The organism is Butyricimonas sp. Marseille-P3923 (genome assembly GCF_900184685.1).
Lineage (GTDB): Bacteria > Bacteroidota > Bacteroidia > Bacteroidales > Marinifilaceae > Butyricimonas > Butyricimonas muris.
In genome coordinates, this window is record NZ_FXXL01000007.1 from 1,120,353 (window position 1) to 1,140,397 (window position 20,045).

Genomic DNA, 20,045 nt, shown 5'->3' on the forward strand with positions numbered 1-20,045 from the left:
CCTTCACTTTTTCCTATATAAAAACAAGTGCTATTTCTTCATCTCGAACCCGAGAAGCATTCCGTCATACCCATTTAACAGAGAAGTTAAAGTAGACGATGTGTCAGATTTCTTCACCATTGACGACAACACCTTGACAAACTTCATCAACCCGTCGACATTAAAAAGCAACGAAATCTGATCTCCCGATTTTGTCAGTTGTACTTCTGTCCTCTTCACGGTGAAAGCATTTCCCAGCGTGTAATTCAACACAAGTACCCTATTTTTCTCGTCTAAAGAATAAGTTCCCTTCAACGTCTTCTTCCCGATAACATTCGTGAAAGTACTGTCACTGTTAAACGTGTACGAAAACTTACCGGGAACGATACCCGCTTTCGTGTAAACAGCCGTGATCTTCTTCTCCAAAGTGGAAGACATAAGCGTCCCTCCCACCTCTTTCAATTTGTCATCGCTCGTCATCTTACACGCGGGTTCCACGTAATTCCAATTCCCTTGCAAATCAGAAAACTTAATCACGTTTCCCGTGAGCGTATTCACCACATCCTTTACCGCAGAAGAATTCAAAATATCTTTCCACGACTGGGCATTTCCACTTTTTACCCCAAGTAACACACAACAAGCCAATAGGCTCAAAAATAATCTTCCTTTTTTCATAAACACAAGCAAATATGTATAAATTAGTATATCCAGACTTTAAATTACACGTCCTTCTCGGATACAAATGTAATAAATTTACTTGTCACACGAAAATACACCAGTATTTGGATTATTCCAAAGTAATAATTAATACAAAAATAAAAGAGAGATTGTTTTCGAAATAAACAATCTCTCTTTCGTGAGCCAATTTGGGGACTCGAACCCCAGACCTACGCATTACGAATGCGTTGCTCTACCAGCTGAGCTAAATTGGCGATAACGGCTGCAAATGTACGACTATTTTTGAAATTTGGAAATGATAAATCATTTTTTTTCGACTTCTTGTTGCACATTTTTTATACATTTGCGGCGACCTTTTAATAATCAACAAGATGAAACAACAGCCTTTCGCGAAAAAAAAATCACTCTGTCTATTTTGCAGCCTATTTTTTCTCTTGAATATAATATTTATCCCCCGTCTATCAGCCCAAAAGAAAGCGATAGAAACTTCCGGTGATATCATTTACTACGCGACTCCTGTCGCTTGCCTAACAACAACATTATTGAAAAAAGACTACCAAGGCACTAAACAATTCGTCTTTTCCGCCGTGACCGCCGTGGGAGTAAGTTATATTCTAAAACATACCATTCGGAAAAAACGCCCTGACGGTAGCAATCATCACGCTTTTCCATCAGGACACGCGACGGTTACTTTTCAAGGAGCCTCATTTATACAACGGCGTTACGGCTGGAAATTCGGAATCCCCGCCTATCTCCTTTCGGGATACGTGGCTTGGACCAGAACTCATTATGACCGACATGACTGGTGGGACATTCTATGCGGGGCAGCCATCGGTGTCGGAAGTAGCTATATATTCACGAAGCCATACGGAAGGAACAGCATCTCCCTCTCTCCCACGATTATCGAAAAACGACCGGGAATACACGCTTGTATCACTTTCTAACAAACTTCTAAATTATTTGTTAAAACAGTATTTAAAGAAATCATAAACCCGCCTTTTATTATGGCTGTTCCATAATATTATATCTATTTTTGTTTAAAATAGAAAAGAAAAATCATGCTACACCATATTTTCAAAATAGCCTTTATTTTACTGATGACCGTTAGTCCCGTGTCACTACTGGCTCAAACGCAGGTAAGGGATACGGTAAGAAAAGATACTGTCAAACAACAGGAAAAGAAAACCGTCGTACACACGATTAAAGGTGTTATCGTCGGGGATTCGGATGACGATACATTACCGGGAGCCCATATATACTTGGGAGCCGAAAAGAAACCTACCACGGTAACGGACGCCATGGGCGAATTCACGCTAAAGGATATACCGGCAGGGGAAGTAATCGTTACCGCCTCTTATGTCGGATTCAGACCCACGACCAAAAAATATCTGGTAAAAGCGGATACAAACGTGGGGATTATTAAACTTTTACCGGAAGAACTGGATGAAGTTGTTATCACGGCAAAACCGCCTCTTATCATCCAAAGAGGCGATACAACCGAATTTAACGCGGCAGCCGTGAAAGTCCCGGAAGACGCAGAATTGGAAGATTTATTAAAAAAATTACCGGGGTTTGAACTCGTGGACGGCAAACTCATGGCAAACGGAGAAGAAGTCAAACGCATCTATATTGACGGCACGGAATATTTCCTTGATAACCCGATGGCAGCCCTACAAACCTTACCGGCAAATATCGTTTCTAAAATCAAGATGTTTGACGGGAAAAGTGAGGAAGCGAATTTCTCCGGTTACAATGACGGTAAGAAATTCCGCTCTTTGAATATCGAAACCAAGAATCCGGATCAATTAAAAATATTCGGTAAAGCCGGATTAGGTTACGGCATATCGGATGATGTCGAAGATTCTTTCAAGAACAACAACTACAATCTGGACGCGAACGCAAACGCGTTCAATCGTAAACGCAGATTCTCTATCCGGGGAAGTTTGCGTAACACGAATCAAGGTTCGGATTTACCTAACGCCTCTTACAAGGGAAAAGGGGGACACAACAGGGGTAAAAACTTCGGCATGGACTTTTTCAATACTTTCAAAAAAGGTCTGGAACTAACCGGCGGTTATAGTGGTAGCGATAACGAATCCTACTCTGCCAGTTCTACCCGACAGGATTATTTCCCGTCAGAAAGTTACCAAAGTAAAATTTACGAGAACGAGAATCACTCTTGGTCCGAGAGTTCCAGCCATAGCGTCAATACCCGCTTCAGTTATGAAATCAGTGAAAAAGACAGGATCAGCTTCTCCCCGTCATTCTCGTTACGTAAATCGGATAGCCGCTCCATCAGATTGGGAAATAGTATTCAAGACGGTGATACATTAAATATCACAAATGCCAAAAGCCAAAACCATAACGATTCTTATTCTTTCGGTGGAAATTTCTCGTGGATGCATGGGTTTGCCAAAAGAGGACGGACATTAACGATAAACGGAAATATAAATGTCAGTGACACGAAAAGCGACGGGATACAACAAGACAGTAGTATTATCAACAAAAGAGATACTTTGCGTAACCTGATCAACAGTACAAAAAGCTTTTCAAATTCATTAACAGGTTCCGTATCCTATTCCGAACCTTTGACCGAACACGCCCGTTTATCTTTCAATTACTCGTTAAGTTACAGTCAGGACGAATCGGATAAAGAGAGTATATCGTATAAAGACGCTCTTTTTACCGAAATCATAGGTATTGACACCTCTCTCACGAACAAAATCAGTAATACCAGAATAAATAATAGTATCGGGGTCAATTACAATTATTACAAAGAAAAATTCTCGTTCAACGGGGGTGGTTCCATTAATTTATCCAGTGAAGAAAACAAATACGAGTATTTAAACGCCCCGGATTCACTCGTGAAAAATAATTACTTGAATCTTTCTCCTCAATTCAATTTCAACTATTCTCTGACAGAAAGAAGCAATTTAAACTTTAGCTATAATGGAAATACAAGTTCACCTAGTGCAAGTCAACTGCAAGATGTATTGGACGTCAGTGATCAGTTAAGTGTATCCAAAGGTAATCCCGATTTGAAAAAAACATTTTCACAATCAGCCTCTCTCAGTTTCAGCAGTTCAAAAATTTCAGAAGAAAAATTCAACTTTCTAAATGTAGGGCTTAATTTCAATAACTCGTTCAATAATATAGCCACCGCTACCCAATTTATCGAAAACGATACGGTTATCAATGGTTACGAGATATTGCGCGGAGCCCGGCTTTCCACGCCTATAAACTTAAATGGTCAATGGAGTATCTCCATGAATTCCAGTTACTCGTTCGGGATCAACGCTCTCAAATTAAGATTAAGCCCCTCCTTATCTTACAGTTATTCCAGAAGCCCGTCGATCTACGATAATATCAAGAATATTACCAATTCACACAGGGCCTCATTCAATCTAGGGATCACGAGTAATGTTTCAGAAAACTTGGATTACAATATTCGATCTTCGACCTCTTACACTTCTTCAACAAGCACGACAACGGAAGGGTCCAGTTCTTTCAGTCAATCCGTCAACGCTAACGTTAAATGGGTATTCTGGAAAGAATTCATTCTCGCCGGAGATTATTCTTATAGCTACACGCTAAGTAAAAAAGGCGGGAATATCAACCAATCCAATAGCATGTTAAACATGGAGATCGGGAAGAAATTCTTAAAACGGAAACAACTTCAAGTAAGATTCAAAGCAATGGATCTATTGCGCCAAAGGAATTTATTGAATTACAGCATCCAAGACCTTTACACGCAAACCAGATACAGTACAAATACCCAGAATTATTACATGCTGACGATATCTTACCGCTTTAACACGATGGGAAGTAAAAAAGCCGATAGAAAAAGAGCAGGAGAAAACTCTCCCCCGGGATATTTCGGAGAATTCTAATAAAAAACAAGAGCCATGTTCAAAAATACACGGCTCTTATTTTTTATCGTAGATAACGGTACTGTATCCGTCTTTCAATCTCCGCGAGAGGAACATCTGTCTTCACGTTTATTTTATACGTCCGTCCCGGCAGTATATCGATATAATTATCCGAAAAGAAAGCCGTACTATCCGGCAAAGCAAACATCACGTTACATGCTAATTTATTTGCCGTTACCAAAATATACTTTTGCTTCCCCTCTTCCCGAGCCAGAATCGACAATTCCGGTTCTTGGGGCAAATTCAAATCTTTATGATACTCGAAGTACACGTTTTTCTCATCCACGTTCTTTCCTCCCGCTGTCAAACGAACCACGGCAAAGACATCCTTTCCACTAGCCCCCCGAAGTAAAAAAGAACGCTTCATACCCGTTAAAACAGTTGATGTATTAGCCGGAATTTCAACATTGGACTTCTCCGAATAAATAATTTTCCCCGAGAAATCCATCACATCAATACTTAATTCAGCTTCCACGGGTTGCAAACGGTCGCTGACAACATACACGAGCATACTGTCATTCCGCCACTTCGGGGCAACAATGATCTCTTTAAAACAATCACGCATCACGTAATGTGCCGCTTTCCACTTGTGGTAATAATCCGTGGTCGACCAACTGGCGACAGGCCAACAATCATTCAATTGCCAAACAAGCGACCCCATGCAGTAAGGCATATTCCGGCGATGCGCCTCGATAGCCATTTTCGTCGAAAGCCCTTGCAAGACGTGCGTCATATAAATAAACTGTTCGAAATCAGTCGGAACCCGGTAATACATTTTCATGTAATCCGAAATACGCCCGTTACCGATATAACTCCGCTGATGTGATTTCATCACTTCCGAGTTAATATCATAATCCTCCGGTAAAGCATAGGTACGTATAGTACTCATTTCCGGGAAAGACTGGAATCCGTATTCACTACAAAAACGAGTAGTCACCTCGTCATAACTCTCCAATGGACGGAAACCGTGCCAAACACCCCAATAATGCTGGTCGCCGGAAGTCGTTCCATCCAACCCGTGCTGAGTCGGTTCCGGTCCCGCCATAGGGGAAGAAGGCCAGTAATCGCACCCGGGCATATATTCACTCACCACGCGCGGTAATAAATCGTGAAACACGTCATAATAAGCCTTAAACACGGTATCCTGTTGTTCTTTCGTGAATTGCTGTTTCCATCCCCACCCGCCGGGAGAACCGTGACGCCATGCCAATGCATTTTCATTATTACCACACCACAGGGCTATACACGGGTGATTACGCATCCGCACCACGTTATCAATAGCTTCTTCCCGAACATTATCCAAAAACTCCTTGTTCCCCGGATACATCGCGCAAGCAAACATAAAATCATGCCACACCATAATCCCGTACTTGTCACACAATTCAAAGAAAACATCATCCTCGTATATTCCGCCACCCCATACCCGTAACATATTCATGTTAGCATTCGCGGCATCGAAAACCATTTTCTCGTACACCTCTCGATTCGCACGAGGCAGAAAAACATCATTCGGTATAATATTCGCCCCTTTGGCAAAAACGGGTACACCATTCAATTCAAAACCGAACGATTCGCCCCCTTGATCCTTCTTCCGTACCAATTTCAATGATCGCAATCCGGTCGTCACCTCTTTCTCGGCAATAACACCTTCGACACCCGTCACCCGCACTTTAAAAGAATACAAGTTTTGCTCCCCCAAACCGTTACTCCACCACAACCGAGGACTCTCCACCTCAAAAGGCACGGAAACGTTGTTTTCTCCCCGTTCCAAGCTCTTCTTACCGGAAGCCAAGACTTTCCCGTCACTCGTAATCTCAATTTCGACCTCTTGTCCGACATCCGCCTTCACGCGAATATCCGCACTTAAAGTTGCCAACTCCCTCGTGACCTCCGTTTGTTTTATATACACGTCCTCCACTTTCATACCACTCCACGCCTCGATGATAACCGGACGCCATATCCCCGAAGTCACCAAACGAGGTCCCCAATCCCAACCATAATGATAAGGAGCCTTACGGGTGTACACGCTTACCCGGTCTTGTCCCATTCCCCCTCTTTCACTTTGATCATTATCTGCCGACAATCTCAAACCGTAACGCTTCATCTCTTCCAATCCTCTCGCAGTGGGAGAAGCGAGTACAACACGCAATTCATTATCCCCGACTTTCAATTTACCGGAAACATCAAATTTCCACGTACGGAACATATTATCCACAGAACCGATACACTCACCGTTCAAGTAGACATCGGCATACGTGTCCAATCCTTGAAAAACGAGATATTGGTTTTTCTTGCCTATCAGCTCATCATCAACCGAAAACTCGGTTCTATATTCCCAATCCTTCTTATCAATCCACTGCAATCCGAGTTCATTCATCCGGTAAAAAGGATCTTCTATTCTCCCGTTTGCCAGCAAATCCGTATGCACTGTCCCCGGAACAGTTGCCGGAAGCCAGTCGCCACTATCCTTTTGACGGAATTGCCAACCGGAAGAAACCTCCGTTCTTATCTCTTTTTCCGAAGAGCATCCGAGAATCCCCCCGATGCTACAACAGAAAAAGGCAAACCATAATATCTTATTCATTCGTTTTCGGCTCCTGCAAAATATGTTTGGCAAAATTATATCCCAAGGCGTCATAACGTTGCGTTAACAACTTGGCTCTATTCAAGAAACCCGAATAATCTCTTCGCGCTTGCGGAGTCCAAGCCACCTCTGACAACGCCGCCATACGAGGCAACAACATGTATTGAGCGTGGCTAAAAGTCGTGATATACTCTGCCCACAAATTAGCCTGCACACCGATGATTTTTGCTGCCTCCTCGGGAGTCAACCCTTCCGTGGGATCCAAACTATACACCTTCTCCACGGGTACGTAGCCACCGATACCGAAAGGCTCATTCTCCACCGGTTTCGCTTGATAATAATCAAAATAAGCGTAATCATTCGGTACCATAATCACCTCGTTCCCCCTCTTCGCTCCGGCTATACCACCGCTCTTACCTCTCCACGACATAACGATAGCAGTCTTGGAAACATCGCCTTCCAAAATTTCATCCCAACCGATAATCCTTTTCCCTTTCGTCTTCAAAAAAGATTCAATCCGGTGAACCACGTAATTCTGCAACTCGTACTCCTCCTTCATATTCTCCTTTTTCATTCGAGCCTGACATTTCTTACATTTTTTCCACTCATCCCGCGGGCATTCGTCACCCCCGATATGAATGATATCAGACGGGAATAACTCGGCAACCTCGGTCAACACCCCTTCCCAAAACTCAAATGTCTTCTCGTTTCCGGGACAAAAAACTTCTGGGAAAACACCCCACATCTGGCAAACCTCGTAAGGACCACCCGTGCATCCCAATTCCGGATAGGTTGCTAACGCAGCCAAAGCATGCCCGGGAAGTTCGATTTCCGGGATAATTGTAATATAGCGATCAGCCGCATATTGAATGACATCTTTTATCTCCTCTTGCGTGAAGAAATACGGCCCGTAAGGCTTCCCGTCATATTTTCCGGTATTTTTACCTATCACGGTTTGTTTACGTTGACTGCCTATCCGAGTTAATTCCGGGTATTTTTTAATCTCGATACGCCACCCTTGGTCATCCGTCAAATGCCAATGGAACACGCTCAATTTATGTAACGCCAGCATATCGATAAAAGTCTTCACTTCATCCACCGTGAAAAAATGTCTACAAACATCCAACATCGTACCTCGGTATCCCAAGCGAGGTTCATCTTGAATCCGTACATTCTGGATTCTTATCTTGTTCATTTTTTCCCCTTTCTCCATCCCGACAGGCATCATCTGCCGCAAACTCTGCATGGCGTAAAACACGGCCTTTGAGCTTCCACCTTGAATATGAATAGCATTCTCACTCACGGTCAACTCATAAGCATCAGCTTTCATGGAAGGATCAACAGTAATGTTCACTGCATTACTCTTGGCACCACCTTTCTCGATCTTTAAAGGTGTCCCGAAAGATTTTTCGGTCAATGTACTAAGGAAAGTACAAGCGGGAGTCAAATCCTCCGCTCCTTGCACAACGTTAATCACCGTTTTCGGGGACAGTTTGAAACCACCATCCTCAACAGCCACACTCTGGGGTTGAGGAATAATATTCACCTCTTGATTAGGTTCTCCGGCACATCCGGCAAGCAAAATAATACACAATACTACGATTGAAACTAAATTGATCTTTTTCATAAACGTATTTTTTAAACACAACAGCCAAGATAGCCTAAAATTTACAAATACGCAATTCTTTTTAAGACTCTATGATCAAATTTGTAAAATCATCCGTGATACCCGTGTATTGCTCCGGATACTCGAACAAAGCGAAGCGGGATTCCGTGTGCCCTTCCGAGTAATGCCATATAGAAAAATAGTCTTCAACATTCTCTCCTAATTCTTCCAACTGGCGTAAATATGCCGCAATAGATTTATTCTCCACGATATAAATATCCCCGATATTATCCACACCGGGACTATGTCGACGATTCGCGTCCAAGGAAAAACGTAAAATTCGCTTCCCTTGTTTAGTCAAACCGGCTGTCACAAAAGTCATACTTTTTCCTATCCCCGGCAGATTCATCACGTTCCGGTCGGTAGCCAAGAAGGGTTGACCATATTTCTCTAATAAACGAACCAAACCGGGATTCAGCAATTCCGGACGCTTCAATATATCCAACACCTCTTTCTCCAATTCCGGGGACAAACGACCGTATATTTTTTCTTCCTTTACCTCTTGCATGGAGCGACTGTTCGGGGCAAACAGAGCATAGTTCTCACCAAAGCCTTTCACGGAAAAAGTATAATAAGTCAAAATTCCTATTTTGTTCAATTCCTCCCTCAACCTTGCCGTGTGTCCCCGGCGGGATGCCGCCACGGTAAATACGAGTTGATTCGTTATAATCCATCCGGCATCCAGCAAGCGTCGTACCGCACGTACCACATCTTCCGTGATCTCCAACGGCGATTCAAAATGCGTTTGCACAAAAAATTGTTGTATCCCCGCACGAGTGGCTTTCTCCCGAAAACATTTCAAGACATCAATCAATCCGTCATCAATCCGACTCGGCAAATACGCCAATAAACGAGAACCCAATCTCACCCGCCGGATTTCGGCATATTTCTCTCCTTTAGTCCGCTCCCTGTTAGCCTCCCGTTTATGAACCGCCATCCGGTAAACAGCATCCAGAATTTTCTCCAACGTCGAATTCTGACTCATCAATGCATCACCTCCCGTGATCAAAATATCCCGTAATTGAGAATCATACTCGTAATAAGTCATCAACCGCTCCATCTTTCTCTCCCATCCTTCTATCGGCTTCAAGCGATCCAAGTTAAAATTCAGATGCCCTTTTTGAAAATCATACATCCGTTGGCAAAGAGCGCACAATCCTCCACAAGCACGCCCCATCGAATCCGGAATAAAAATAGCCACTTCCGGGTAACGACGGTGAATATTTGTCGAATTTGGCAATAACCAACCTGCCGCATTGGGCTTACCGGCTTCCACGACATCCTCTTTCTCCCAAGCCTGAATATGTCCGAAATTCTCTACCAGTTCCCGGGAATAAATCACGTAACTCCGAATCGTGGAATCATCATACCCGTTCTCTTTCACGCTCAACAGGGATAAATAATAAGGCGTCACGAAAAAAGGTATTCCTTTCCGCTTTGCATCATGCAGGATTTGCATCGTTTTGTCAGATAACGTATGATTCAAAAACAGATTCAATTCATCCGGTTCCCGTATTGCCATCGTCAAATGAAATTTATAGTCTTTCCACCATTCGTCTATCAGCCTCATTTTGTCCTCTTCACTCGTTTCTGCGGCAAAACGATAACGGGAATTCATTTTATCCCGTCGCTCTATTTTACGAATTAACAAATAAGATATTCGCTTTCTATTCTCCCGGCGTTCCTCGGCAACATCTTCATCCGTACCCACTTCCCAACGTTCTCTCCAATTCTTGCATTGCTCTTGATCTGACAAAACATCAAAGCTATTTTGAAACTGTTTAAACAAAAAATACCTGTCGATCAAAAAGTCCTGATGCACATCATTATCTTCCCCCCGCAAAGCCTCCCATAACCATTTTATCGGCTCGTACCGGATTTTCTCACCCGTCGAGAAATCATGAATATAACGGGAACGATTCACGAACATGCGAAAAAAACGCCGTATAGAAAGAGGCGAAGGACGTCTGATTAGAGTCGCTCGAATATATTCTTTCAAAAATTGCTCGAAGACTCTCCAATCATCGCTTATCCTTGCGTTATGCAATATACTCGGGAAGTCCTTTTCAAATAAATCTATTAATTCGGTATACGAATATTTCAGTACATTTTTCAGCTCCACGTTCCTCCTATTTCAAAAGTTAAACAAAAACACAACATAAAATGTTGTAGCGTCCGAAAACGCCCTCGAATGCCAAGAAGTGACATGTATTTATACAGAAAGCAAATACCTGAGGTTTACAAATTTAATAAAAAAAGAGAAAAACAGCAAGAAATATTTGGAAATAGGACATAAAAATAGGGCGTATCCTTCTCAAAACACGCCCTATTCATAACTTTATAGAACACAGATTCTAATACTTGACTTTGTTCTTTTCCTCACGCCAAAGCTCAAATTCCTCCCCGGCACCCTCTTCTTTCTCGTTCACGAACGGGATAAAACGTCGCAAACCATCCAACATGATTTCCTTATAGATAAAAGAATCATCAAATCCGCCTTCAGCCGCATCCTCTTTCGTACAAGCATAATAAACAGCTTTCGGACGAGCCCAATAAATTGCCCCCAAACACATCGGACAAGGCTCACAACTGGAATAGATCTCACACCCTTCCAGTTGAAAGGAGTCCAAATTTCTACATGCCTTACGAATAGCATTCACTTCGGCATGAGCTGTCGGATCATTATCCGGTACTACCGTATTCCCGGAAGATGCAATAATCTCCCCGCCTTTCACAACAACAGCCCCGAAAGGACCTCCCGTCCCATTCTTCACATTCTCCACGGCAATTCGAATTGCCTCTTTCATGAATCTTTTATCGTAACTCATATTCACCTAGTCATAAATTACTTCGCTTTCAACGGCGTTTTATTTCTCCATACCATATAGATACCCACAAGGACAAAAGGAATACTCAGCCATTGCCCCATGTTCAATGTCATCGAAGCCTCGAAAGCCTCTTGATCCTCTTTCACGAACTCGATAAAGAAACGTGCCGCGAAAATCAAGATCAAAAACATACCGAATAGAAAACCCTGTTTATCTTTCGCATTCGTTCTCCAATACAAATGCATTAACACGGCAAAACTGATTAAATAACAAATTGCCTCGTACAACTGAGCCGGATGACGAGGTAATTCCGGATTCTCAATCCCATGCCCGTGGATAAAAATAAAACCCCACGGCAAAGTGGTCGGAAGTCCGACTATTTCCGAATTCATCAAATTCCCCATCCGGATAAAAAAACCTGCAAGAGCAATAGGAATCACGGCACGATCCAATATCCAAAAGATTGATTTTTTACTCACTTTCTTGGAATAATACCATAATCCCGCGATAATACCTATCGCGGCACCATGACTCGCCAACCCTTGGAAACCCGTGAATTTAAACGGACTGAGTTGAAATGGCAAAACAATTTCCAATAAATGGTTCTGATAATATTCCCACCCGTAAAAGAAACAATGTCCCAATCGAGCACCGATCACGGTTGCCACGGCAACATATATCCATAATTTGTCCAACCATTGCTGACTTAATCCCTCTGATTTGAACATCTTCTCTTCTACCTTGTATCCGCAAACAAACGCCAACGCAAACAACAAACCGTAATACCGGATAGAGAAGCCTCCTAAATTAAAAATCTCGGGACTGACATCCCAGTTGATAAATAATGAAACCATAATTATTTCCGATTTAAAATTTATGATTGACGATTACAGCAAGAATCTGAAATCATCAATCATAAATCTAAAATTAATTTTCTTCTCTACCGTGGCAATTCTTGTATTTCTTACCACTTCCGCAAGGACAAGGATCATTACGTCCCACCTTAGGACCGACTTTCACCGGCTCCACTTTACGAGGTCCTTGATTTGTCTGTGCCGCGGGAGCATCCGTACGTCCCGTGCGCATTTTGCTCATATCCGTACGTCTTTCCTCGGCTTGTCTTACTTCCTCCGGAGCCTCGAACGGAATTTGTCCTTTCATCAAAGTAGAAACCACACTCTTGTTGATCTTATCCACCATCGTCTTGAACAAATTGAACGATTCGAATTTATAGATCAATAACGGGTCTTTTTGCTCGTACGTGGCATTCTGAACCGATTGTTTCAAATCGTCCATTTCCCGCAAATGCTCTTTCCATGCATTATCAATATGGGCAAGCATAATCGATTTCTCGTAGGCACGTACTAATTCTTCCCCCTCTGTCTTATATGCTTTTTCCAAATTCGTGACCACGTTATACATTTTCTTGCCATCCGTGAAAGGAACCACGATATTCTTAAACATTTCACCCCTTTGCTCGAACACATTCTTAATCACCGGGAATGCCTGTTTCGAAATTCCTTCTACTTTGCGGGTAAAGGTTTCTCTCACCTCTTTATACAATCTCTCGGTCAATTCCGAAGCGGAAGTCTTTTGGAATTCTTCTTCCTTTATATCAAAATTCACGGACAGATATTTCAATACATCCAATCGGAAATCCTCTACTTCGTTGCTATCTTTATGTACTTCTACCAACGTTTCACAAACATCGTACATGTTATTAGCAATATCCACCCCGATTCTCTCCCCGAGTAATGCATGGCGTCTTTTCTTGTAAATAACCTCACGTTGCGAATTCATCACGTCGTCATATTCCAGCAAACGCTTACGAATACCGAAGTTATTCTCTTCCACCTTACGTTGCGCACGCTCGATAGATTTCGTGATCATCGAGTGTTGAATCACATCCCCCTCCTCATGTCCCAAACGGTCCATAACACGAATAATTCTTTCGGAACTGAAAAGACGCATCAGATCATCCTCCAATGACACGAAGAATTGTGATGAACCCGGATCCCCTTGACGTCCGGCACGACCTCTTAACTGACGGTCAACACGACGGGAATCATGACGCTCCGTACCGATAATTGCCAAACCACCCGCGGCACGAACCTCCGGACTCAACTTGATATCCGTTCCACGACCTGCCATGTTGGTAGCGATAGTAACAACTTGCGATTTACCGGCTTCAGCCACAATATCAGCTTCCCGCTGATGTAACTTAGCGTTCAACACGTTATGCTTAATTCCGCGCATTTTCAACATACGGCTCAGTAACTCGGATACCTCAACCGAAGTCGTACCCACCAGAACGGGACGTCCCAATTCCACTAATCGGATAATCTCCTCTATTACCGCATTATACTTCTCGCGTTTCGTCTTGTACACGTAGTCGTTTGCGTCTTTCCGGATAATCGGTTTATTCGTCGGGATAACTACGACATCCAATTTATAAATATCCCAGAACTCTCCCGCTTCCGTTTCCGCCGTACCGGTCATACCCGCCAGCTTGTGGTACATACGGAAATAATTCTGTAAAGTAATTGTAGCAAATGTCTGCGTGGCAGCCTCCACCTTCACGTTCTCCTTCGCCTCGATAGCTTGGTGCAAACCGTCGGAATAACGGCGACCTTCCATGATACGTCCGGTCTGCTCGTCCACGATTTTCACTTTATTATCCATCACCACATATTCCACATCCAACTCGAACAAAGTATACGCTTTCAACAACTGGTTCACCGTGTGTACCCGCTCCGATTTGGTAGCATAATTCTGTACCAACTGGTCTTTTTTCTCGACCTTTTCCTCGTCAGACAAATTCATCTTGTCTATTTCAGCCAATTCGGAACCGATATCCGGCAATATAAAGAAGTTCGGATCCTCTCCCGCCGCCGTAATCGTATCATGCCCTTTATCCGTCAAATCTATTGAATTCAACTTCTCGTCGATCACGAAATACAATTCGTCCGTGATCTCAGGCATACGACGGTTGTTTTCCTGCATGTATATATTCTCGGTCTTTACCAAAGTCGCCTTATTTCCCTGTTCACTCAAGAACTTGATTAATGGCTTGTACTTGGGCAACCCCTTAAACGCTCTCAATAACAGAATAGCACCCTGTTCCTCCTGTTTCCGGTCACCGCTGGCAAGCAAAGTCTTCGCCTCGTTAAAAATCCGTGAAACCAACTCACGCTGCATACGAACCAACTTTTCCACACGGGGCTTATACTCGTCAAACATCTGGATATCCCCCTTGGGTACAGGACCGGAAATAATCAACGGAGTACGGGCATCATCGATCAACACGGAGTCTACCTCATCCACGATAGCATAATTATGCTTCCGTTGCACAAGGTCTTCCGGGTGTATCGCCATATTATCTCTCAAATAGTCGAAACCGAACTCGTTATTCGTACCGAAAGTGATATCCGCTTGATAAGCCTTTCTTCTCTCGGGAGAATTAGGCTCCGTTTTATCAATACAATCTACTGACAAACCGTGGAACATATATAACGGTCCCATCCATTCGGAGTCACGTTTGGCAAGGTAATCATTGACCGTTACCACATGTACGCCTCGCCCTGTCAAAGCATTCAGGAAAACAGGCAAAGTTGCCACCAACGTTTTACCTTCACCGGTAGCCATCTCGGCAATCTTCCCTTGATGTAACACGGAACCTCCGATCAACTGCACATCGTAATGTACCATATCCCAAGTAACCTCATTTCCTCCCGCAAGCCACGAATTAAAATAAACGGCATCCTCCCCCTCTATTTCCACGAAATCTTTCGTCACGGCCAAATCCCTATCAAAATCCGTGGCCTTTACCACGATTTCCTTGTTCTCGGTAAATCGTCGTGCAGTATCCTTAATCACCGCAAAAGCTACTGGCAATATTTCATTCAAAATATCCTCCAGTTTCTTGTCAATCTGCTCTTCCAGCTTATCAATCCGGTTATATATTTCCTCCCTCTCCTCGATAGAGGGTTTCTCGTTTTCCACTTTTGCTTTCAACGTAGCGATCTCATCCTCCTCTGATTTTACATGAGCGTGTATCTTCGCCTTCAGATCAGCAGACACCTTTCTCAAATCATCATGGCTCAATCCTTTAATCTTCTCCCACTCCGCGTTCACCTTCTTAACCACCGGTAACAACTCCTTCATATCCCGATCTGCCTTGTTACCGAACATACTTTTTAATATATCATTAAATCCCATACTTTTTTATAATTGAAAAATTGAAAAATGAAAATCGAAAATGATAAAACATAGTTTACCTCTTCAATCGTAAATCTAAAATCATAAATCTAAAATTATCAGCATCTCCCCGGCGCTCGTATGGGATTAGCTGTTACTTCGGGTACTTTCCAACCCGGAAGCACTAAAGGTGAGTAAGTATAATAAACCTTTACACTATCAATAGAGGCTAAATAATTCTGATGACTAAAAACACCATAGTCCAAATCATCCGCGGTCCTCTTATCCGTGCAAACGGTTATAATTTTTTCAGTGGGAGAAGAAATCAACAAACGGTAGCTGTCATTGGCAACAGGGACATTCCCGGCACGCACCCCAATCGGGAGTGTTGCCACACAACCGGCAAACACATATAAGGCAGCTATTAAATATTTGTTCATTTCCATGACGCCAAAGATAATGCTTTAATCTGAACCTTCAACTTTTAGCTTTTAGTTTTTATCTTTAAGTTTTCACAATTTCTCTCCAAATGCCAAATCACCGGCATCACCGATTCCCGGATCAATATAACAACTCTCCGTCAATCTCTCGTCCACGGCACCTGTCCATATCGTAACCGGCTCATCTTTCAACGCCTCGGTAATTTTATCCACACCTTGACGACTGGACACGATAGCTGCAATATGCGTGTGCAGCGGTCTTCCACCTTGCTTCAACAACTCATGATAAGCAACCACGATAGACGCTCCGGTTGCCAGCATCGGATCTACCAGCAACAATTGCTTTCCTTCCAGACTAGGCGTGTAAATTGAATCGAAACGAATCTCAAAATCTATATGATTCTCTTTATATTTTCTTCTCGCGGAAATAAAAGCACTCCCCGAACGGTCAAAGTAATTTAGAAACCCTTGATGAAAAGGAAGCCCTGCACGCAAAACAGAAGCCACCACCACTTCATCATCTGCCAACCTCACGTCCGCCACATCTATCGGGGTTTGCACCTTTCGCGACGAATAGTGAAAAGTCTTGCTGATCTCGTAAGCCATAATCTCACCGACTCTCTCCAAATTCCGTCGAAAGCGCAAAGGATCCTTTTGTATTTCTTTATCTCTAAGCTCTGCTAAAAAACGATTATAAACCGAATCCTCCTTATTAATAATATACACCATTATATCTATTCTTAAATAATACTATCCTAAGCCTACAAACTCCTCTTCAATCATAAATCTGAAATCATAAATCTGAAATCGTAAATCCGAAATTAAAAAGGTTATTCAACTTCCTCATACTCCGTGTCCTCAATCTCACCCCCACCCAACTTCTGTTGTTGTTCCGCCTCATGCGCCTCTTTTCTCAACTGATTAATCCGGCGTTGATTAATCAAATCGGTAATCCCGTAAAATATAGAAATCGCCCCGAAAAAAGTGATTATTCCTTCTTTCGCGGAAAACGGATTCGCGAAAATAACAATACCCGCCAAAAGTACGATTATCGGGAACAAATAACTCATCCCGCTAATCTGCCCGAATCTCCTTGCAGAAGTAAGAACAACCAATTGACCGATACCAGCGACAACCAAAATAAAACCAAGCAGGTACATCAATATATTGGTAAAAGTATCCGCCATCACCCACAACAGAATACCCAGAATAATACTCCCGATCCCGTTAAAAGAAATCAAACCTCTCGGCGAGTTCCCATCCTGATCCCGCAAAGACACGAGGAAAGACACGATTCCGGCAAGACAGAACACCGCCCCGATAATCTTAACCGTGTAATTCAACACCTCTGTCGGCCAAAGCACCAAAACGATACCTGTCACGATTGCCACGATAGACCTTACCATCGTTCTCTTATATGTCCCGGAAGAAAAAATAACCTGCATAATTTTATATTTTTAAGTAACTTCAATCAAATTCATCCAACGAAAGTAATGATTTTTTCTGAAATAAATAAGCCGGACAAACGTCCGGCTTAACTTTTTTATTTTATCAACTCCACGCTTCGCTTGACAAACCTGTTTAAAGCCTCTCCTTTCAACAACCCGTTTGCCAACAAAGCCAAGTCAATCAACTGACCTACAACCTTATTACCTTTTCCATATTCTTCCAACAGCTCGTTCTTCTGCTTCTGTAAATCGGAAACAGTTTTATTGTACTCAGTCTTCCTATCTTTATCTACCTGCGGAATTTCCTCGTCTTTCTTGCCCTTGTTCAATTCATCCAACTCCGCCTGCTTCTTCTCGGTTTCCTTAATCTCGAAGTAAATCGGTTCCAACTTGGCTTGCATCTCGCTCTTCTCGTTCTCCAGAATATCATTCACCAACTTGTGATCCGTGTTCACGACCAAAGTATACTGATCTCCCATGGCTCCATAGAATCCCATACCCGGATTCATTGCCGCCATGTCTTTCATACGACGCATAAACTCGGAACGCGTAACGATCACCGGATCACCATTCTCACCCATCGCCTCGAAATTCACCATGAACATCCCCCCGTCTTTAGGCAATTGGGACGAGAACACGGCACGCAATTCCTCCTGCTCCTCGTGACTCAAAGCCACTTCCTTAGCGTCCTCCTTCGGTATCAACTTATCAATAACATCCGAGTCTACCCGCACGAAACGATGTTCCGCATTCTTCTGCTCCAAATGATTGATAAAGTGCGTATCCAACTGACCGTCCATCAACAACACATCGTAACCTTTCCCCTTCGCGGCTTCAATATACGTGTATTGCTCTTTTTCGTCCGTGGCGTACAAGAATACCACTTTATTATCCTTATCCGTCTGGTTAGCTTTAATCAAATTCTCGTACTCCTCGTACGTGAAATACTTCCCTTCGGTATTTTTGAACAAGAAAATACTCTTTGCCCTCTCGTCAAATTTCTCGTCCGTCAGCATACCGTATTGGATAAATATCTTCAAATCATCCCACTTCTTCTCGTAATCCTCACGCTTGTTCGTGAATATATCGGTCAAACTATCGGCAACCTTCTTCGTGATATGACTGGAAATCTTTTTCACGTTACGGTCACTTTGTAAATAAGAACGCGACACGTTCAAAGGAATATCCGGAGAATCGATCACCCCGTGCAGTAATGTCAGATATTCCGGTACGATTCCTTCCACCGAATCCGTCACGTACACTTGATTGCTGTATAACTGTATCTTATTCTTCTGAATCTCGAACTTATTATCAATCTTCGGGAAATACAAAATACCGGTCAAGTTAAACGGGTAATCCACGTTCAAATGGATATGAAACAACGGCTCCTGAGCCATCGGGTACAACTCGCGATAGAACTTCTCGTAATCCTCCTCATTCAAGTCCGCGGGCTTACGTGTCCACGCCGGATTCGTGTCATTTATCACGTTATCCTCGTCCGTATCCCTGTACTCACCGTCTTTCCACTCTTTCTTCTTCCCGGAAATAATCTCGATAGGCAGGAACTTACAATATTTCGTCAGCAACTCGTTTACCTTCGAATCCTCCAAGAAATCCTTCTCTTCCTCGTTGATATACATGATAATGTCCGTACCTCTCTCGGCTTTCTCCGTTTCTTCCAACGTGTACTCCGGATTCCCCTCGCACGACCATTTCACCGCTTTCGCCCCCTCTTTATAAGATTTCGTCACGATTTCCACCTTGTCACTCACCATGAACGAAGAATAAAAACCTAACCCGAAATGACCGATAATAGCCGCCGCGTTATCTTTGTACTTGTTCATGAACTCTTCCGCGCCGGAAAAAGCGATCTGATTGATATATTTCTCCACTTCTTCCTGCGTCATTCCGATACCGTTATCCGATACCGTCAACGTACCTGCCGCTTTGTCAGCCTTCACTCTTACCTTCAACTCACCAAGTTCACCCTTAAACTCCCCGTTCGAAGCCAGCACCTTCATCTTTTGTGAAGCATCCACGGCATTCGATACAATTTCTCTCAAAAAGATATCATGATCCGAGTATAAAAACTTCTTGATAATCGGGAATAAATTCCCTGTTGAAACTCCAATCTTTCCTGTTGACATAACTCTATATTTTTAATTTAATTGTACTTCAAATTTTTACGACAACTAAATGACAATAGTTATGCCAAAAAATGTTCTCTGCCGATTTGACAGTAATTACCTGTAATTAATATTCCAAGAGGAAATAGCATAAAATTCTCTTTTTTATT

Annotated in this window: 13 protein-coding genes and 1 tRNA gene; 2 read left to right on the plus strand and 12 right to left on the minus strand. The window is 42.9% G+C overall.

What is annotated here, in order from left to right; genetic code table 11:
- Positions 1-30: 30 nt before the first annotated feature.
- Both CS948_RS16205 and CS948_RS16210 read right to left on the minus strand, forming a co-directional pair.
- Positions 31-654: a DUF4923 family protein gene (locus CS948_RS16205; RefSeq protein ID WP_099292736.1), complete on the minus strand. Its 624-nt coding sequence runs from the start codon at positions 652-654 to the stop codon at positions 31-33.
- Between the two features lie 184 nt (positions 655-838).
- Positions 839-911 (minus strand) — tRNA-Thr (locus tag CS948_RS16210).
- 117 nt (positions 912-1,028) lie between these two features.
- Here CS948_RS16210 and CS948_RS16215 point away from each other — a divergent pair.
- On the plus strand, positions 1,029-1,601 hold the full coding sequence (locus CS948_RS16215; RefSeq protein WP_099292738.1) for a phosphatase PAP2 family protein: 573 nt from the start codon (positions 1,029-1,031) through the stop codon (positions 1,599-1,601).
- Positions 1,602-1,715: 114 nt separating this feature from the next.
- A complete protein-coding gene (locus CS948_RS16220; protein WP_099292740.1) occupies positions 1,716-4,547 on the plus strand; it encodes a TonB-dependent receptor in 2,832 nt (943 codons plus the stop codon).
- Between the two features lie 43 nt (positions 4,548-4,590).
- Here the strand turns inward: CS948_RS16220 and CS948_RS16225 are convergent, their stop codons facing one another.
- The 10 genes from CS948_RS16225 to htpG form a co-directional block, all read right to left on the minus strand.
- On the minus strand, positions 4,591-7,170 hold the full coding sequence (locus tag CS948_RS16225) for a glycoside hydrolase family 2 protein (protein WP_099292742.1): 2,580 nt from the start codon (positions 7,168-7,170) through the stop codon (positions 4,591-4,593).
- Positions 7,163-8,797 carry a beta-N-acetylhexosaminidase gene (locus tag CS948_RS16230; RefSeq protein WP_099292744.1) on the minus strand — a complete coding sequence of 545 codons (1,635 nt, stop codon included), beginning with the start codon at positions 8,795-8,797 and terminating at the stop codon, positions 7,163-7,165. The genes CS948_RS16225 and CS948_RS16230 overlap by 8 nt, the downstream gene beginning before the upstream one ends.
- Positions 8,798-8,858: 61 nt before the next feature.
- On the minus strand, positions 8,859-10,958 hold the full coding sequence (locus tag CS948_RS16235) for a KamA family radical SAM protein (protein WP_099292746.1): 2,100 nt from the start codon (positions 10,956-10,958) through the stop codon (positions 8,859-8,861).
- Positions 10,959-11,190: 232 nt separating this feature from the next.
- Positions 11,191-11,664, minus strand: a complete 474-nt coding sequence (locus CS948_RS16240; RefSeq protein ID WP_099292748.1) for a nucleoside deaminase — start codon at positions 11,662-11,664, stop codon at positions 11,191-11,193.
- Between the two features lie 17 nt (positions 11,665-11,681).
- On the minus strand, positions 11,682-12,518 hold the full coding sequence (gene lgt / locus CS948_RS16245; protein ID WP_099292750.1) for a prolipoprotein diacylglyceryl transferase: 837 nt from the start codon (positions 12,516-12,518) through the stop codon (positions 11,682-11,684).
- A gap of 73 nt (positions 12,519-12,591) precedes the next feature.
- The gene (gene secA, locus CS948_RS16250) at positions 12,592-15,882 is read right to left on the minus strand and encodes a preprotein translocase subunit SecA (RefSeq protein WP_099292752.1); all 3,291 of its coding nucleotides are present in this window, start codon (positions 15,880-15,882) and stop codon (positions 12,592-12,594) included.
- A gap of 98 nt (positions 15,883-15,980) precedes the next feature.
- Complete coding sequence (locus tag CS948_RS16255; protein ID WP_176555086.1) at positions 15,981-16,301, minus strand: hypothetical protein; 321 nt, start codon at positions 16,299-16,301, stop codon at positions 15,981-15,983.
- Positions 16,302-16,373: 72 nt separating this feature from the next.
- The gene (gene upp / locus CS948_RS16260; protein ID WP_176555087.1) at positions 16,374-17,030 is read right to left on the minus strand and encodes a uracil phosphoribosyltransferase; all 657 of its coding nucleotides are present in this window, start codon (positions 17,028-17,030) and stop codon (positions 16,374-16,376) included.
- Positions 17,031-17,131: 101 nt separating this feature from the next.
- Entirely contained in the window at positions 17,132-17,746 is a 615-nt protein-coding gene (locus tag CS948_RS16265; RefSeq protein ID WP_099292758.1) for an HdeD family acid-resistance protein, read from the minus strand.
- Positions 17,747-17,844: 98 nt separating this feature from the next.
- Positions 17,845-19,896 carry a molecular chaperone HtpG gene (gene htpG / locus CS948_RS16270; protein ID WP_099292760.1) on the minus strand — a complete coding sequence of 684 codons (2,052 nt, stop codon included), beginning with the start codon at positions 19,894-19,896 and terminating at the stop codon, positions 17,845-17,847.
- Positions 19,897-20,045: the final 149 nt, after the last annotated feature.

Excerpts from the sequence above, each read along its gene's own strand:
- secA (WP_099292752.1), bottom strand. The coding sequence starts at position 15,882 with ATGGGATTTAATGATATATTAAAAAGTATGTTCGGTAACAAGGCAGAT.
- CS948_RS16255 (WP_176555086.1), bottom strand. The coding sequence starts at position 16,301 with ATGAACAAATATTTAATAGCTGCCTTATATGTGTTTGCCGGTTGTGTG.
- htpG (WP_099292760.1), bottom strand. The coding sequence starts at position 19,896 with ATGTCAACAGGAAAGATTGGAGTTTCAACAGGGAATTTATTCCCGATT.
- CS948_RS16215 (WP_099292738.1), top strand. The coding sequence starts at position 1,029 with ATGAAACAACAGCCTTTCGCGAAAAAAAAATCACTCTGTCTATTTTGC.
- CS948_RS16265 (WP_099292758.1), bottom strand. The coding sequence starts at position 17,746 with ATGCAGGTTATTTTTTCTTCCGGGACATATAAGAGAACGATGGTAAGG.
- CS948_RS16225 (WP_099292742.1), bottom strand. The coding sequence starts at position 7,170 with ATGAATAAGATATTATGGTTTGCCTTTTTCTGTTGTAGCATCGGGGGG.
- upp (WP_176555087.1), bottom strand. The coding sequence starts at position 17,030 with ATGGTGTATATTATTAATAAGGAGGATTCGGTTTATAATCGTTTTTTA.
- lgt (WP_099292750.1), bottom strand. The coding sequence starts at position 12,518 with ATGGTTTCATTATTTATCAACTGGGATGTCAGTCCCGAGATTTTTAAT.
- CS948_RS16230 (WP_099292744.1), bottom strand. The coding sequence starts at position 8,797 with ATGAAAAAGATCAATTTAGTTTCAATCGTAGTATTGTGTATTATTTTG.
- CS948_RS16205 (WP_099292736.1), bottom strand. The coding sequence starts at position 654 with ATGAAAAAAGGAAGATTATTTTTGAGCCTATTGGCTTGTTGTGTGTTA.
- CS948_RS16220 (WP_099292740.1), top strand. The coding sequence starts at position 1,716 with ATGCTACACCATATTTTCAAAATAGCCTTTATTTTACTGATGACCGTT.
- CS948_RS16240 (WP_099292748.1), bottom strand. The coding sequence starts at position 11,664 with ATGAGTTACGATAAAAGATTCATGAAAGAGGCAATTCGAATTGCCGTG.